Raw genomic sequence first — 16,426 nt, 5'->3', positions numbered from 1 at the left:
CGGTTTCAGAGGTCGGTTCAGCGACCGGCGGTGCCGACTGGTCGCAGTACGCGGCTTCGAATGATTCATTGACACAATGATACAAGCTTTGTACTTTTATATCATGACCCAGCGGCCCGACGAGGTGGACGAGAGGATCCTGGATGCCGCGCTGGAGCGCATCCTGCAGGTGGGGATCCGCCGGGCCAGCATGGAGGACATCGCCCGCGTGGCCCGTCTCAGCCGCATCACCGTCCACCGCCGGTTCGCGGGCAAGGACAACCTGATCGAAGCGGTACTCGCCCGCGAGACCCGCCGCATGCTCGCCGAAGTCACCGCGATCGCCGCCACCGCCGCCGGTGTGGACGCCCAGATCGAGGAGACGATGCGGTACGTCCTGCTGCAGACCCGCATCCACCGGCTGGTCGCCCAACTGCTGCGGGTGGCGCCCGACGAAGCGTTGCGGTTCTCCACTGTGCAGGGTGAACGCCTGGTGTCCATCGGTATCGATTACATCGTCGGCATGCTGACCAACGCCCAGTCCTCGGGGCTCGTCGACGACTACGACCCGCGCCCGGTCGCCGAACTCGTAGCCCGCCTCGCCCACTCGCTGATGCTCACCCCCGGTGGCGGCAGTGTCGACTTCACCGACGACGAGCGCGCCCGCGCCTTCATTCGCACCACCATCGTGCCGCTGACGAAACACGGCATCACCCGCCTCGACGAGGAGCCAAACCATGACCGCGTCCGCGACAATTCCGGCTCGCCACCCCGACCGGCCCCGTAAAGCACCCGGCCTCGCTCCGATCGCCGCGCTGCTGCGCATCGGGAAGCCCTCCCCCCAGCGCTGGCAGTCGCTCGGCGAATCACTGCTGGTCGGCGACGAGCCGATGGACCGCCTCGTGGAGTGGATGTACGCCGAAGGCATGGCCGCCACGCGGCCGCTGTTCGAGCAGGCGCTGCGGTCGGGCATCGACAGCGTTCCCGACGCTCCGGACTCGCTGCGCGCGTTCTTCACCGTCGTCGAGGACACCCCGGCATGGGTCGACCCGCATCTGCTGCGCGATGGCGAGCGCGTGTTCCGTTCCGGAGGCAACGACGGGCTGTACTTCGCTCGGGACGTCTCCTTCATCGGCGGCTACCTGGCATCCGGGTTCAACAAGACCCTCCTGCGCACCGGCGCGTTGGAGAAGGGACCGGCTCGCCGGTTCGCCGAAACCCTGCAATGGGCGATGGACGTGTCCACCGAGAACGGCATGGATCGCTACGGTGTCGGCTACCGCTCCACCCTGCATGTCCGGCTCATCCACTCCCTGGTCCGCAGGCACGTCGCCGCCATGCCCGACTGGCGCACCGAGGAATGGGGCCTGCCGATCAACCAGACCGATATGGCCGCCACTCTCGTCGGGGCCCTGCTCGCACCCGTCGTCGGCGGCATGGCGCTCGGCGTCATCCCCTCGCCCCGCGACTTGGCCGCCGCCGCCCACCTCACCCGCTACGTCGGCTGGCTCATCGGCGTCGAAGAACAATGGCTCCCCACCGGCTTCCGCGACGGGGTCGCCATTCTGGACCACTGCCTTACCGCCATCACCAACCCCGACGAGACCAGTCGTCAGCTCGCCCTGCCCATGGCCGACGATCCGCTGCACTGGTCCTACCCCAACCTGCCCGCTCTGCGCGGCCGGCTCGCCCGCGCCAAGCACCTGTCGGTCACCAGCGCATTCCTCGGACCCGAAGCGATGCGGATCCTCGGACTGCCCGCCTACGTCCTCCCCTGGTATCCCGCCCTGCGCATCCCCGTCAATCTCGCCCGCAGTGCCTACCGGCACCTGACTCCCGGAGGCCTGGACCGCGCCGCTGTCCACGGCCGCCGACAACAAGAAGCGTTCCTCCGACGCCTCATCGGCGAAAGCAGCGCCACCATCGGCCGATCCGCACCACCACTGGGACGAATCGCATGACCCAGACAGAACGGACAGAATTTCAGCCGTTCTCGTCGTTAGAAGTGCCGACGACCGGGTAGGGCGACTCATGGGTCGGGGCCGTATACCGCAGAGGACGAAAGATAATGATGACCTTGGATCAAATCATGGCGATGGCTCGTTCCTGGTGGAACCAAATGTTCCCCGGCATGCCGATGATGATGTGATCATCCGGCATCACCTTGTAACTGCCTGATGGGACACTGATCCGGCGACCGCGCCGCGCGAGTCGCCGGACAGGAGAGTCGCTTTCAGCGACGGTAGCGGAGTGCGCCACCGTCACAGGGGGATCTGCGCGAGTGCCCGGCACCCTACCTCCGCGCGCCGAACCCCAGGGTGAAGGCCGCTCCACCCGCAGATATGGCCGAAAGTGTCGATTTTCTGACCTCAGGTGTTTGGCATCGGACTTTGCCCAGGTCATAGCGTTGGGTCCATGAGCACACCTTCGATCGTCATCATCGGCACCGGATTCGGGGGGCTCGGCATGGCGATGGAACTCCAGCGCGCCGGCCTGCACGATGTCACGATCCTGGAGCGGGCCGAGGAGGTCGGCGGCGTCTGGCGGGAGAACACCTACCCCGGTGCGGGCTGCGACATCCCTTCGCCGCTGTACTCTTACTCCTACGCGCCGCGCACCGATTGGCCCAAGCGGTTCTCCCAGCAGCCGGACATCCTGGCTTATCTGCGTGGCATCGCCCGCGATCACGATCTGATGTCCAAGATCCGCTTCCGCAGCGAGGTCACCGACGCCGAGTTCGACGAGGCCACCGGACGGTGGACCGTTCGCACCGCCGACGGCGCCCAGCTGACCTGCGATGTGCTGGTCTCCGCGGTCGGACAGCTCTCGCGGCCCGCGCTGCCGGACATCCCCGGCGTGGACACCTTCGCCGGGACGGCCTTCCATTCCGCCGAGTGGGATCACGAGGCCGACCTGACCGGCAAGCGGGTAGCGGTGATCGGCACCGGCGCGAGCGCGGTGCAGTTCGTGCCCGCGATCGCGCCCTCGGTTGCGCACCTGACGCTGTTCCAGCGCTCGGCCGCGTGGATCATGCCCAAGCCTGACGTCGAGTACAAACCCTGGCATCACCGCGCCTTCCGGCTGCTGCCGGTCACCCGGCTCACCGAGCGCTTCGCGTTCTGGCTGTTGTGCGAATTCCTTTCCCTGGGCATCGTCGACGTGCCGGTCATCCGCAAGCTGGTGACCCGGATCGGTCTGCGGCATCTGAAGCGTCAGGTGGCGGACCCGCGACTGCGGGCAGAGCTGACCCCGGACTATCCGGCCGGGTGCAAGCGGGCGCTGTTCTCCAACGACTACCTACCCGCGCTCACCCGTCCCGACGTGACCGTGGAAACCACCGCGATCACCGAGATCACCCCGGCCGGCGTGCGCACCGCCGACGGCGTGCTGCACGAAGTGGACGCGATCATCTACGGCACGGGCTTCAAGGGAACCGAGTTCCTGTGGCCGATGCGCATTTGCGGCCGGGCCGGGCGCAAGCTGGCCGACGAGTGGTCGCAGGGCGCCCGGGCATACCAGGGCATCACGATTCCGGGCTACCCGAACCTCTTCTTGATGTACGGCCCGAACACCAACCTCAGCGTCGGCTCGATCGTCTACATGATCGAATCCCAGGCGCGCTATATCCGCCGAGCCGTCGAGCGCCTGGCCGAACGCCCGGGCCACGTACTCGAGGTGCGTCCCGAGGTCGAGGCCCGGTTCGATCGCGCATTGCAGCAGCGCCTCGACCGCACCCCGTGGAACTTCTGCTCGAGCTGGTACCGCAACGCCGCCGGACGGATCACCAACAACTGGCCCGGCACCGTCACCAGCTACCGGTTGCGCACCCGCAAGCTCGACGTCGCCGACTTCGAACTCAGGCCCGTCGCTTGACCCGGCGAACATCCTCACGACAACAACTTCGACAACTGGTGGAGATCAGATGACGTTCGACTACGACGTGGTGGTCGTCGGTTCCGGCTTCGGCGGCAGCGTGACCGCACTGCGACTGACCGAGAAGGGCTACCGGGTCGGCGTGCTCGAGGCGGGAAGGCGCTTCGCCGACGACGAATTCCCCAAGACCTCCTGGGACGCCCGCAAGTACCTGTGGGCCCCCGCACTGGGTTGCTTCGGCATCCAGCGGCTGACACTGCTGAAAGACACCTTCATCATGGCGGGCGCGGGCGTCGGCGGCGGCTCGCTGGTGTACGCCAACACCCTCTACGAGCCGCCGGACAAGTTCTACCGGGATCGCCAGTGGGCTCACATCACCGACTGGAAGGACGAGCTCGCCCCGCACTACGACCAGGCCAAGCGGATGCTGGGCGTGACGACCAACCCCGCGACCACACCCTCGGACCGGGTACTGGCCCAGGTGGCCGAGGAGATGGGCGTCGGATCGACCTACCGCAGCACCCCCGTCGGCGTCCTGTTCGGCGGCAACGGCGCGCGGCCCGGCCAGGATGTACCCGACCCGTTCTTCGGCGGGGTCGGCCCCGCCCGCAGCACCTGCACGCACTGCGGTGAATGCATGACCGGCTGCCGTCACAATGCCAAGAACACCCTCGTCAAGAATTACCTCTACCTCGCCGAGCAGGCCGGCGCGACGGTCCACACACTCACCACCGTGACCGATGTGCGACCGCTGCCCGGTGGCGGTTACGCGGTCTCCACCGCCCGCACCGGCCGGTTGATCCGCAAAGCCCGCCGGACGTTCACCGCCGAGCACGTCGTGTTCGCCGCCGCCGCGCTGGGGACCCAGAAACTGCTGCACCGACTCCGTGACCGCGGGTCGCTGCCGAACATTTCTCCGCGTCTGGGCGAGCTCTCGCGCACCAACTCCGAGGAGCTGCTGTCCATACGCAGCCGCCGCAAGGACTCCGATTTCACCAAAGGCGTCGCGATCACCTCATCGATTCACCCGGATGACGACACCCACATCGAGCCGGTGCGCTATGGCAAGGGCAGCAACGCCATCGGCCTGATCGGCACCGCCATGGTCGACCCCGACGGGCGTACCCCGAAGCTGCGCCTGTGGGCGCGGACGATGCGCGAACTCGGCCGCGACGCCCTCCACGTGCACAACCCGCACCACTGGTCGGAACAGATGATCGGGCTACTGGTGATGCAGTCCGTCGACAACTCCATCACCACCTACACCAAACGTGGTCTGTTCGGTCGCAAGATGACCACCAGACAGGGCGCGGGCGAACCGAATCCGACGTGGCTGCCCGCCGGGCACGAGGTGGCCCACCGGGTCGCCGACAAGATCGACGGCATCCCGACCGCGGGCTGGAGCGCTCTGTTCGACATCCCGATGACCGGGCATTTCATCGGCGGCTGCGTCATCGGGGACTCCCCGGAGGCCGGGGTCGTCGATCCGTACCACCGGATGCACGGAAATCCGGGGCTGCACGTCATCGACGGCTCGACCATCTCGGCCAACCTGGGTGTGAACCCTTCGCTGACGATCACCGCGCAAGCCGAGCGAGCCGTTGCCCTCTGGCCGAACAAGGGTGAGCCGGATCCGCGTCCCGAACAGGGCGCGCCCTACCGCCGCATCGCCCCGGTGCCGCCGCGCAACCCGGTGGTCCCGACCGGTGCGCCTGCCGCTCTGCGGCTGCCCATCGTCGAGATCAAGGGTCCGGCCGATCGACCCGAGCCGGCCGCCGAGACACGCGGCTGACCGACCAGCCGGTCGACAGGCTTCCGTCGCCGCGACTTGCCGCGGTGGCTGCTCGCGCACGGCCATCCCGGTCACGAGCCGCCCACGCGCCGAGTCGCGACGACGGCAGCCAGTGCAGCTATGTGACCCGGGCGTGCCTCAGAGCTCTCCCGCGATCGGACGGCGGAGGCTACCGGCTCTATCTGTGGTCGGCTCTGCTCATCCGCGATTCCGCCGAAACCTGGAATTGCGCTGTCCAGATATCGGTCTCGCGTGCGATCACCTCGTTGACCCTGTGCGAGAAATCTCGGAGCAGGACCATCCGCCGGTCTATCTCCCCGTTGGAATTGGCGGGCGCCCTGGAAACAGATGCCCACTCGAGCTGGAAATCGCACAACATCGCGTTGATCGACTGCGCGCTTCGCATGTCACGCATCCACGCTGTCGAAATGCCGAAGAATCGGTCGATCGCCGCACAACCGGCGGCGAGGGTGAGCAAAGCGTATCCCCAACTCGGGTCGACGGCCGAGACCCCGGCGGTCGTCAGCAGTGGCACCAGAATGCCGAGTAAGCCCAGCCCGAGCATCGCCGCGGTGAGGGCTAGGCTCGTCCGCCGCTTCGTCAGCCTGTCCCTCGAATACCAATCGCGTGCGTCTATGGCATACGACTCGACACGTTGGAACAGCCGGGCAAGGGTCTCATCGGAACTCGACCAGTCGGCGGAGCGGAGGTCCAGCGAAGGCGGCACCCCGAGGTCCTGCGAGCGATCCCCGCCGAAGGGCGATCGGTGCTCTGTCACGGCCGTACTGTATCGCCCACTCGCCTCGATGATCACCCGATCGACTGTACCGCCGGTGGAGCGAGCGCCGCCGACGACGTCCCCCGCGCCCGATCGCGCCTGCGACACGTGCGACGCGGTGCCACAATGGGATTCGGACCTGTGGCGATTTCCACACCACCGCTTGCCCGCCGTGCGCACGGGAGTGATGCCGTCGGTGTCTCCGCGGGTTGCGGCACAGCTGCCGATCCGGCTCCGATCGAGCCGAGGTCAGGCCTGTCGACCAGGTACCGCACCACCCGGCCCGCCCCCGATCCGCCCCGGCCTCCGGCCTCCGGCCGGCCGAGCCCGCGCCGCAGAGCTTCAGCGTCCGCGCCCGGACGCGCAGCACGACCCGGCAGTGAGACGGCGCTCGTCGGAATGGATGAAGCGGTGGGCCACGCCGCGCACTGCGGGCTACCGTGGCGCCGCTTTCCGGCAACCCCGACCGGCCGAGTCGCGGCGGACCCGCAGCCGGAAATGGCTCCCAAACCTTTCCAACAGTTCGCTTCCCGCGTTGATTCACCCCTTTCGGGTGAATCTCGACGCACTGTTGCGGTCACGTACAGGATTCCCGATGAAAAACCGTGACGCCTTGATGTCGCGATAACCAAGGGATCGCTCAATCACAAGCATCCGGAAACCGGTAATCCGAGCTTTCGATGCCTGCATTCGTGCATACCACCGCCCGATTTTGCTTTCGGCGAGCTATCTATACGAACAAGTGGCCGGCGACCGAACCGTGCGTCGGCGGACGCACGATCCGGAGCGCTGGTCGACCACAGGCGAACCTCGCACGCGCGTGCTCTCGACCGGGTGGGGTAACTCCCCCATAGCAGCGATCCCCGACCCGCGCTACGACCACTCGACGACAAGGGCCGGGGAACTTCTCGACCGACGGCCCCGAAGGCACTGCTCCAGCCCAGGACGATCGAAGGAGAGTTTCATGCCGGCACGCCGCCGCACCTATCTCGTCCGTCTGGATCCCTGGATCCTGAGCGAGAGCGCCACCACGACGGGAATCCGCACGCAGTTCTTCGAGTGGCTGGAGATCACAGCCGACACCGAGGTCGTTCAACTCTGCGGAGCCGATCGAGTGGTGATCTCCTGTTCCCCGGAACGGGCCGATGAAATAAAAGACCTCGAATACGTCCTCGACGTCGAACCGCACGAGTAGACACGAGGCCGGGCAGCGACAGCCCCCGGAACGGTTCACCCGACCGCTACCCGCTCCAGGAAGTCCCGCAACAGCCCGACGACCTCCGACAGGTGCGTCTCCAGGGCCCAGTGCCCCGCGTCTTCGAGGACATGCAGTTCGGCGTCCGGTAGATCCTCCAGGTAGGCGCGGGCGGCGGGTTCCGGCATATAGCCGTCCCATGGACCCCAGACGATCATGGTCGGCGGGCGATGCTCACGCAGGTACGCCTGGTACTTCGGGAACATCGCCACACTCCGGCCGACCTCCGCGAAGAGATCGACCATGATCTCCCGCCGCCGCGGTTCCATCAACGCCCACGACAACCGCCAGAGATCGGGGCTGATCCGATCCGCGACGTGTGCGGGGACCTCGCCGAGCACTTCCTCACGCAGACCGCGTTCGGTGACCGCTTCGGCCAGCGCGGCCCGGCGGGTCTGCGTCGGGTCGGCCCAGTACTCCTGCAATGTCCGGTACTTCGGACCCAGCGTCTGCTCATACGCGTCGCCGTTCTGGATCACCAAGCCGGTGACCCGGTCCGGGTTGCGAATAGCCAACTGGAAGCCCACCGCCGAGCCGTAGTCGAACAGGTACAGCGCGTAGCGGGACAAGCCCAGCGTGGTGACGAACCGATCGAGCAACTCGGCGTAAGCCTCGAAGGTATAGGCGAAACGAGAGCGGTCCGGTGTGGCGCTGTACCCGAAGCCGGGAAAATCGGGAGCGACCAGACGCCAGCGGTCGGCGAGTGCGGCCATCAAATGGCGATATTGGAACGACGAGGAGGGATATCCGTGCGGCAACAGCACCACCGGTGCGTCCTCGGGACCGGCCTCCCGGTAGAAGATCTCGATTCCGTCGATGTCGACTGTGTGATGGCGAATCGCTGCGTTCATGTACTGGCGTCTACCCCGATCGAGACGCTCTGAACTCGGCGCTGTCCCGAAGCTGCGAAGGCTGTATACCGGGACCCCTCCATAGGTTCGCCGGTGTTTCGCTTCGAAGAACGACAGGGCCCCGAACGCCATCAGGCCGAGAGAGCCTGGCGTCATAGCGGCCGCGCACGGCAGGCAGACCGGATCCGGCCTCGGTGACCGTGGGCGGCTGGAACACGTCGCCCGAGTCGATGACCGTCGATTCCAGTCGCGGCAGCGTGAACCCGGAGTTCGAGTGGCGTGCCGGCGATTTCGGATGCCGACGCCGGATGCCGAGCCCGGCTCGGAACTCGCCGGGCAGCTGCGCGTATCTGCGCGACCGCGTCGAGCGCTACACAGTGCCCCGGAGCTTCGACTTCGCAGACGACCTGCCGCGGACCCCCACCGGCAAGCTGGTCAACGGCAAACTCCGCCAACGCTGCGTGTGAAGCGTGAAAGCACCGCGACGGAGCATGACGAGCTACGCGGCGAAGGTGAGCAGATCGTCGCTCACCGTGTCGGCCCGCGCCATCAGCCGTGCGATGGCTGCCGCCACCTGGCCGGGCTGCTCCAGAATCACGGAATGGCCCGCGCCATCGACCATCACGAAATCCGAGTATTCGACGGCGGCGGCCATGGCGACGGAATGCGACGGCGGTGTCATGAGATCGGCGGAGCCGCACAGCACCAAGGTGGGGATCTTCGACAGAACCGGAAGGGCGTCGGTCCGGTCATAGACCATGAAGTCGCTCAAGAAGCTCGCCATCGTCACGATCGGCGTCTCGTTGCGCATCGCGTTGGCCAGGGCGAGCACCCGAGGACTCACCTTGCGATCACCGAATTCGGCGGTGCGGATGACCGGCGCGAAAAGCTTGCAGGCCATGAGCTTCGCGTGGTGCATCACGCCCGGGGCACGACGCACGGCCGCCTGGAACAGCGAGACCACCGGGTTGCGCAGGAGACGGCCGAAACCGGCGTCGGCAAGGCCGCTCGCGGCGGTCGCCAAGAGTGCGACGCCGACGATACGGGTGCCGATCTCGTGCGGATTGCGGCTGGCGTAGGTCAGCGCGGTCATGCCGCCCATCGAGTGTCCGACGAGGACGACCGGTCCGGTGGGCGCCACCGCGTCGAGAACGTCGCGCAGGTCGCGGCCGAGTTGCTCGAGGTTGTAGGTCCGCCGGGACGCCGCGGCGGACTCTCCGTGGCCGCGGTGGTCGTAGCAGACTACCCGCGCGCCGGCGTAGCGGCGCAGCAGCGCGTCGCGGACGTAGGTCCAGGACTCGGTGCGCAGGCAATGTCCGTGCAGCAGGACGACAGTGAGATCGGCGTCTCGCGGTCCGTATTCGCGGACCGCGAGCGCCACGCCGTCTTCGGTCGAAACCGTGGCACGTCGTTCCGCCGAGGTGGGGATTGTGCTGAGGATCGACATGGGCGGCTCCGGTTCGCTGATGGTGACTTGTCCAACTCTGCGCCGGATTCGCCGCTGGCATCAGGCCCCCGAGTGCTGAGGTCCGCCCCCCGAGGTGGAGCCGATCCCCACCCAAGGTGGAGGAGCTGCCGCGGCTAACTCGCCGGATCGGCTCCGAGCATGCCCAGAGCGAAATCGCCGTATCGTGCGGCCACCTCCTCCGGCGTAGCCGGGCCGGACTCGCGGAACCACTGCGGGATGGCGGTGCACATGGTGGCTATGGCGCGCCCCGCGGCCCGGGTATCGGTTGTGCGGATCCGGCGCTCGGCGTGGGCCTCGGCGATCGCGTCGTCCAGGATGGCTTGGATGTCCCGGCGCGAGCGGGCGATGCGCGCGCGTTCGCCCGGCGAGAGGCTGCGCATCTCGCTGGCGCCGATGAAACCGAGGTCGCGGCGGTGGGTATGGAACAGGGCCAAGGCTTCGACGATCAGGCGCACCCGGTGGACGCTGTCGCGGCCCTCGGCGCGGGCGGCGCGAACTCGCCAGTGCAGTTCGTCCATAGTCAGATCGAGGATTCGGACCAGCAGGTCGTGCTTGTCGCGATAGTGGTGGTAGAGGCCGGGGACGCTGGTTCCCGCCCGCCGGGCGACGGCGCGCACGGTCGTGCCGTGATATCCGATTTCGACGAACGAGGCGAGGGCGGCCGCCAGCACCGGGTCGACATCCAACGGGGCGAACACACGCCAACCGCCCGGCGCACCCGGCCCAGGCCCGGGCCGGTCGGTGACCGGACGGGCCGCGGAAGACGTGGCGCCGAGCAAGTGGGTGACCGGCACACCGAGCACGTCGGACAGGCGGGTGAGCCGAGCGAGGGAGATTCCGGTCTTTCCCGTTTCCACCGCGCTGAGCGTCGCCGGGCTCACCTCGAGACGCCGCGCCACTTCGCGCAGCGACAGACCCGCGGCGCGGCGCGCGCGGCGAATCGCCTCGTGCGGTGTCGTGTACTCGGCCTCGTTCGGCATGTTGTTCAGAATAACTGAACGCTGTGGAGAATCCCTTCCCAATCGGGGGCATAGGCTCTGCCCTGGTGTTTTGACACCGCAGCTGACCAGTGGGACAGTGTTCAGGCGGACCGATCGCTCGGTTTCCCGCCCTGGCTCCGGATGTCGAGGAGGAATGCGATGCCGATCGATCTGACCTATTCCGACGAGGTTCGGGCGCTGACCGACCGCACCCGTGCATTCGTGCGCAAGACGGTGCTGCCGATCGAGGACGAACACCACGGCGACATCACCGCCGCGGGTGGGGACGCATTGCGCGCCACGCTGAACGAGCGGGCGCGCGATGCCGGAGTCTTCGCACCGCACGCGCCCGTCGAGTACGGCGGTCACGGGCTGTCGATGTCGGATCGCGCGCCGGTCTTCGAGGAGGCGGGCTACTCCCTGTTCGGCCCGGCAGCGCTCAACATCGCGGCGCCCGACGAGGGCAACGTCCACATGCTCGCTCACATCGCCGACCCGGAGCAGAAGTCGCGCTATCTGGAACCGCTGGCCCGCGGTGAAGTGCGCTCGGCCTTCGCGATGACAGAACCCGCGCCGGGCGCCGGCTCCGACCCGGCGGCGCTGGCCACTCGCGCCGTGCGCGCGGCCGGTGGCTGGCGCATCAGCGGCCATAAGCACTTCATCACCGGCGCCGACGGCGCCGGCTTCTTCATCGTGATGGCACGCACGTCCGGCGAACCGGGGCAACGTGGCGGCGCGACCATGTTCCTGGCCCCCGCCGATACTCCCGGCCTGCGCGTGGGGAGGCACATCACCACGCTGGACCGGGCCATGATCGGCGGCCACTGCGAGGTCTTCTTCGAAGACATGTTCGTCCCCGACGAAGCGGTACTCGGCGCCGTCGACCGCGGCTTCGAATACGCCCAGGTGCGGCTGGGTCCCGCCCGGATGACGCACGTGATGCGATGGCTCGGCGCGGCGCGGCGCGGCCACGACATCGCCGTCGAGCGAGTCGCTCAGCGGGAAGGCTTCGGTGCGCGCATCGGCGATCTCGGCATGGCGCAGAAGATGATCGCCGACAACGAGATCGACATCGCCGCCACCCGCGCGCTACTGGTGCGCGCCTGCTGGGAACTCGACGACGGGGAGCACGCCGGCAACGCCACCTCCATCGCGAAGACTTTCGCCGCCGAGGCGATCTTCCGCATCGTCGATCGCAGCATTCAGCTGTGCGGCGGGCTGGGCGTCTCCGACGACCTGCCCCTGGCGCGCCTCTCCCGCGAAGTTCGGCCCTTCCGTATCTACGACGGCCCCTCCGAGGTGCACCGATGGGCGATCGCCAAGCGAGCGGTCAGTGCCGCGCGCCGGGCGGGAACCGACCGGGCGTGATCCGGCTTTCGCGTTCGCCGCCGGGCGCGCGATACACCAGATAGGAACGACCGCAGCCGGGGGCGGCTTCAGCGCGGACCAGTTCGGCGAACGTTCCGTTGACGAATGCCGCCGACCGCCATGACGAAGAGGACGCGCCGACTTCGGCCGCGTGTGCCGTCATGGTGGCGAGTCTCCACGTAACATCCGGACTTCATGTCCGCCCGCGTGGTCGAGGCTATGCGAGGGCGCGAGCGACTCCCCGAGTCGTGCGGCGGACACAGTGATCGGACTGCGTCGATGATGATCGAAAGGAGAGCTGGATGCCGGCGCAAGACCGCCGATACATCATTCTTCTGGATCCAGGGCGTCCCGGCGACGAGGTCACGCTGACGGCGAACCGAGAGAAGTTCTTCGACTGGCTGAGAGGAACCCGCGCCGAGGTCGTTCAGGACGGCGGCGCCAATCGAGTGGTCATCACTTCGGGGCCGGAGGTAGCCGAACAAGCCACGAGCCTCGATTTCGTGGCCGGTGTCGAGCCATTCGCATAGCGGCGTCGGATCAGCCGGTGCCTCATCGACCCCCGCGCAGATCCGCCGCCGTCAGCGCGGCTGACGGCGGCGGATACCGACGGGGAGATGAACCCAGGGGAATCAGCGTCCGTGCTGATGCGCGGACTGGCGCGCCTCGTCGACGTCCGCCTCGGCCCTCGCCTTCTCGGCGGCGGCTTCCTTCCCGGCCGCCTCGCGCTGCGATTCCGCCTTGTCCTGCTGCGCGCGGCCCTCGTCCTTCAGGTCCTCGTGGCCGGCGACGGTACCGGCTGCTTCCTTCACCTTGCCCTTGACATCTTCGACGACGCCTTCGACGCCTTCACGAGCACCGCTTCCATGTTCAGCCACAACAACCTCCTGGAATATCGGAACAAGCTGACACAACGCGCATACCCGGGAGACCGGCCTCGAACCGTCTCCAGCGATAAAGATCGCCCTCGCGCGCGTATCCGGCCCGCTCACAGGCGGGGTGCGTCAACGGAGATCGGCGCCGTCCTCACCCGCGATGGCGGGATTCTCCGAGCTCCCGCCATTGATCGCCGTCTACTGGACCGGCGACAGGACGAGCCGGGCGGATGCGGCGAGCTTACGTCTCCACACCACCGTCGCCCGACAGTGTCAGGTCGACGGGCTCCCCCGGCGAGTCGGGACGGAATACACAGCGTGTACGCGTGTAGATCGTGGGCATGCATTCGTTGCAGTGGACGCAGGCCGACCGGGTGGAGGCATCCGACCGGATGCGATGCAACAGATTCGGTTCCCGAAGCAGAGCACGCCCCATGGCGACGAATTCGAAGCCTTCCGCCCTCGCGAGCCGCATGGTGTCCAGGTTCGTGACGCCGCCGAGCAGAATCAGCGGCATCGACAGTTCCCGCCGGAAGTGCCGTGCCCGCTCGAGCAGGTAGGCCTCCCGATACGGGTACTCCTTCAGGAAAGCCTTGCCCACGGCTCGGAATCCCCATCGCGCAGGCACTGGAAGAACTTCGGCGAACGACTGCCGCGGCGCGTCGCCATGGAACAGCAGCATCGGGTTGAGCAGTGAGCTACCCGCCGTCAGTTCCAACGCGTCCAAGGTGCCGTCGGCCTCCAGCCAGGCGGCGACCTGCACCGATTCGGGCACCGTGAGCCCGCCCCGCACGCCGTCCTCCATATTCAGCTTCGCGGTCACCGCCAGCCTGCCGCCGACGGCTCGCCGTACCGCGGCGGCGATCTCGCGCGCCAACCGCGCACGGTTGGCCGAATTCCCGCCGTACCGGTCCGCACGGCGGTTGAGCTTCGGGCTCAGGAACGCACTCACGAGATAGTTGTGCCCGAAATGGATCTCGACCGCGTCGAAACCGGCCTGTTCGGCCAGCTTCGCCGCGTCGGCATGGGCGGTCACCAGCTCGCGGATCCCGTTCTCGTCGGGGCTTCGCATCATGCGCATCGAGAGCGGGCTGAGCATCCGGCTCGGCGCCAGCGCCGGAGCCCGGTTGGAGGTGGCGTTGGCCACCGGACCGGCGTGACCGATCTGCGCGCTCACCGCCGCACCCTCCCCGTGCACCGCTTCGGTCAGCCTCCGCAGCCCGGGTACCGCATCCGGACGCATCCAGATCTGGTGCCGGTCCGTGCGGCCGCCGGGCGCAACGGCGCAGTACGCGACGGTGGTCATCCCGACTCCACCGGCTGCGACCTCCCGGTGGAACTCGATCAATTCGTCCGTCACGACGGCGTCCGGGGTACGACCTTCGAATGTCGCGGCCTTGATGACCCGATTGCGCAGGGTGATCGGCCCGAGCTGGGCCGGGGCGAATACGTCGTTCATCGTTTCTCTCCTGTCGGCGCGGTCAATCCGGCGACCACGAATTCCCGGAGGGTGGCGACCGCCTCCTGCGATATCTCTCGGTGCTCCGCACTGCCGAATCGCATGATGAGGAGGTCGAACGCCAACATCCACCGACGCCTGCTCTCCCGTTCGCTCAACCCCGGCAACAGGCTCACCCACGAATCCATGCGGAACCACGGCTGACGCCACTCGGTCACCTGCCTGCCGAGCACGAATTGCGCCAGCAACCTCAGGTGCATGCGCCCCACCGGATCGGCGGACAACTCGACGAAGGGCTCGATCACCGCGTCGACAACGTCGGTGATCGACCCCGGTCCGCTGGTGACAGCTGACAACCGGTCCTCCCACACGGGCCCCAGGCGCGCCTCCAGCAACGCCGCGACAAGCGCGTCCTTCGATCCGAAGTGGTAGTGCACCGCCGCCGGATTCGCTCCGGCCTCCGCGCAGATCCCCCGCACCGACACCTCGTCGTAGCGGCCCTCGAGCAGCAGCCGTTCGGCGGCTGTCAGTAGACGCTCGCGAGTGTTCACGGATTCGGAGACCTGTTTCGGCATGCGATCAGTGAAACACGTTTCCATCGACGGTTCAATCAGTGATGGAACTATCGTTTACGCAAGCGACCCTAGCTATGCCTCGTGCCTTGCGGTCGTAGTAGCTCCACTCGGGGCTGTTCACCGCCTCCGCGGAGCGGTCTTCGGGCGACCTCCGGCTCAGGAGTTGCCCGCGATGATCACCTCGGGAATACCGGTGCCGATCGGGACCGCCCGGCACACCGGCGCGGGACTGCCCGGATCCAGCACGGTCAGCAGCAACTCCTGTACGAACGGGTCGTACACCATGTGGAAGTGCCCGGTGTGGTTGACCGGGCACAAGTCCTGCAGGGCGATGTTCCGCGCACCCGGCCCCCGCAGCGCGATGTTCTCGAACGGCTGGATCATCTCGTCGACGCGGCTGCCGATGGTCACGTACCCCACGCCGGGCACCGTGTCGCCGCCCGCGTTGAGAGCCAGCATGGTCGGCGACCCCTCCGCCTGCTGCACCGCGGCGAGCGAAGTCACCTGAGCGAACGCCTGCAACGCGCCGGGGATCGCTTGGGCGACCGGCACCAGCCCGTACATCACACCGCCGTAGCTGGGCGAGGCGAGGCCGACCCACTGCTCGACCTTGGGCGCACCACCCAGCTTGTTGACGAAGTAGCGGGTCACGTTGGCGCCTTGCGAGAACCCGACCAGGTCGACCTTGCCCGCGCCGGTCGCCGCGAGCACCTGATCGACGAACGCGCCGATCTGGTAGGCACTGAGCACCAGATCCTCGGTGCCGTAGCTCTCCGCACCGGGTTTACCGCCGTAATTCACGGCGAAGACGCAGAATCCGGCCGCGGTGAGCCGCGGCGCGATCCCCGCCCAGTCGGAATAGGCCGAGGAGTCGGTACCATGCGCGAGCACCACCGGACGGGGATGCTCGGCACTGGGGACGCAGCCGAAGTTGTTGGTACCGGCCGGTACCGCGTTCGGGTGGCTCTTCTGATACCACGCGGCGGCCAGGTGGTCGGACTGCGGCGGCGCGGGGTAGGTCGGCACATCGGCCGGACGCAAACCGGGCGGCTCGGCCGCCGCCACGCCCGGGCCCAGCGCGGCGGCGCCGGCGACCACCAAGGCCAGCACGGCGCCACGCAAGTGTGAAATACCCCAAGCTCCCGCTGCAGTCGGCTGTCGCATCTCACAATG

The 16,426-nt window shown here is 67.6% G+C and carries 17 protein-coding genes; 8 read left to right on the top strand and 9 right to left on the bottom strand.

Annotated elements, in window-relative coordinates; translation table 11 throughout:
• Window positions 1-103: 103 nt before the first annotated feature.
• The 4 genes from K8O92_20070 (at window position 104) to K8O92_20055 (ending at window position 5,644) form a co-directional block, all read left to right on the top strand.
• Window positions 104-766: a TetR/AcrR family transcriptional regulator gene (locus K8O92_20070; GenBank protein UAK30236.1), complete on the top strand. Its 663-nt coding sequence runs from the start codon at window positions 104-106 to the stop codon at window positions 764-766.
• Window positions 717-1,940: a DUF2236 domain-containing protein gene (locus K8O92_20065; GenBank protein ID UAK30235.1), complete on the top strand. Its 1,224-nt coding sequence runs from the start codon at window positions 717-719 to the stop codon at window positions 1,938-1,940. Before K8O92_20070 ends, K8O92_20065 begins: the two co-directional genes overlap by 50 nt.
• Window positions 1,941-2,394: 454 nt before the next feature.
• A complete protein-coding gene (locus K8O92_20060) occupies window positions 2,395-3,852 on the top strand; it encodes an NAD(P)/FAD-dependent oxidoreductase (GenBank protein ID UAK30234.1) in 1,458 nt (485 codons plus the stop codon).
• Between the two features lie 49 nt (window positions 3,853-3,901).
• Window positions 3,902-5,644: a GMC family oxidoreductase gene (locus K8O92_20055; protein UAK30233.1), complete on the top strand. Its 1,743-nt coding sequence runs from the start codon at window positions 3,902-3,904 to the stop codon at window positions 5,642-5,644.
• 178 nt (window positions 5,645-5,822) lie between these two features.
• Here K8O92_20055 and K8O92_20050 read toward each other — a convergent pair whose 3' ends face one another.
• Entirely contained in the window at window positions 5,823-6,422 is a 600-nt protein-coding gene (locus K8O92_20050) for an SLATT domain-containing protein (GenBank protein ID UAK30232.1), read from the bottom strand.
• Window positions 6,423-7,386: 964 nt separating this feature from the next.
• On the opposite strand from K8O92_20050, the gene K8O92_20045 reads away from it, so the two are divergent.
• On the top strand, window positions 7,387-7,617 hold the full coding sequence (locus K8O92_20045; protein ID UAK30231.1) for a hypothetical protein: 231 nt from the start codon (window positions 7,387-7,389) through the stop codon (window positions 7,615-7,617).
• 35 nt (window positions 7,618-7,652) lie between these two features.
• Here the strand turns inward: K8O92_20045 and K8O92_20040 are convergent, their stop codons facing one another.
• A complete protein-coding gene (locus tag K8O92_20040; protein UAK30230.1) occupies window positions 7,653-8,528 on the bottom strand; it encodes an alpha/beta hydrolase in 876 nt (291 codons plus the stop codon).
• A gap of 230 nt (window positions 8,529-8,758) precedes the next feature.
• On the opposite strand from K8O92_20040, the gene K8O92_20035 reads away from it, so the two are divergent.
• The gene (locus tag K8O92_20035; protein UAK36098.1) at window positions 8,759-8,995 is read left to right on the top strand and encodes a hypothetical protein; all 237 of its coding nucleotides are present in this window, start codon (window positions 8,759-8,761) and stop codon (window positions 8,993-8,995) included.
• A gap of 32 nt (window positions 8,996-9,027) precedes the next feature.
• On the opposite strand, the gene K8O92_20030 is transcribed toward K8O92_20035, so the two are convergent.
• On the bottom strand, window positions 9,028-9,975 hold the full coding sequence (locus K8O92_20030; GenBank protein UAK30229.1) for an alpha/beta hydrolase: 948 nt from the start codon (window positions 9,973-9,975) through the stop codon (window positions 9,028-9,030).
• Between the two features lie 134 nt (window positions 9,976-10,109).
• Complete coding sequence (locus K8O92_20025) at window positions 10,110-10,976, bottom strand: TetR family transcriptional regulator (protein UAK30228.1); 867 nt, start codon at window positions 10,974-10,976, stop codon at window positions 10,110-10,112.
• 159 nt (window positions 10,977-11,135) lie between these two features.
• Here K8O92_20025 and K8O92_20020 point away from each other — a divergent pair, with 159 nt between their 5' ends.
• The gene (locus K8O92_20020; GenBank protein ID UAK30227.1) at window positions 11,136-12,344 is read left to right on the top strand and encodes an acyl-CoA dehydrogenase family protein; all 1,209 of its coding nucleotides are present in this window, start codon (window positions 11,136-11,138) and stop codon (window positions 12,342-12,344) included.
• Here K8O92_20020 and K8O92_20015 read toward each other — a convergent pair.
• Window positions 12,307-12,507, bottom strand: a complete 201-nt coding sequence (locus K8O92_20015; GenBank protein UAK30226.1) for a hypothetical protein — start codon at window positions 12,505-12,507, stop codon at window positions 12,307-12,309. The two genes, K8O92_20020 and K8O92_20015, sit on opposite strands and share 38 nt — an antisense overlap.
• 139 nt (window positions 12,508-12,646) lie before the next feature.
• Here K8O92_20015 and K8O92_20010 point away from each other — a divergent pair, with 139 nt between their 5' ends.
• Window positions 12,647-12,874, top strand: coding sequence for a hypothetical protein (locus K8O92_20010; protein UAK30225.1), 228 nt, complete (start codon window positions 12,647-12,649; stop codon window positions 12,872-12,874).
• A gap of 102 nt (window positions 12,875-12,976) precedes the next feature.
• Here the strand turns inward: K8O92_20010 and K8O92_20005 are convergent, their stop codons facing one another.
• The 4 genes from K8O92_20005 to K8O92_19990 form a co-directional block, all read right to left on the bottom strand.
• Window positions 12,977-13,222 carry a CsbD family protein gene (locus K8O92_20005; GenBank protein ID UAK30224.1) on the bottom strand — a complete coding sequence of 82 codons (246 nt, stop codon included), beginning with the start codon at window positions 13,220-13,222 and terminating at the stop codon, window positions 12,977-12,979.
• A 238-nt stretch (window positions 13,223-13,460) separates the two neighbouring features.
• Window positions 13,461-14,678, bottom strand: a complete 1,218-nt coding sequence (locus K8O92_20000) for an NADH:flavin oxidoreductase (protein UAK30223.1) — start codon at window positions 14,676-14,678, stop codon at window positions 13,461-13,463.
• Window positions 14,675-15,253 carry a TetR/AcrR family transcriptional regulator gene (locus K8O92_19995; GenBank protein UAK30222.1) on the bottom strand — a complete coding sequence of 193 codons (579 nt, stop codon included), beginning with the start codon at window positions 15,251-15,253 and terminating at the stop codon, window positions 14,675-14,677. The genes K8O92_20000 and K8O92_19995 overlap by 4 nt, the downstream gene beginning before the upstream one ends.
• A gap of 156 nt (window positions 15,254-15,409) precedes the next feature.
• Entirely contained in the window at window positions 15,410-16,417 is a 1,008-nt protein-coding gene (locus tag K8O92_19990) for an alpha/beta fold hydrolase (protein ID UAK30221.1), read from the bottom strand.
• Window positions 16,418-16,426 lie beyond the last annotated feature (9 nt).

The sequence above is a fragment of the Nocardia asteroides genome, from assembly GCA_019930625.1.
Lineage (GTDB): Bacteria > Actinomycetota > Actinomycetes > Mycobacteriales > Mycobacteriaceae > Nocardia > Nocardia sputi.
Note: the sequence above shows the minus strand (reverse complement) of the source record. Positions and strands in the feature narration are given on the sequence as shown.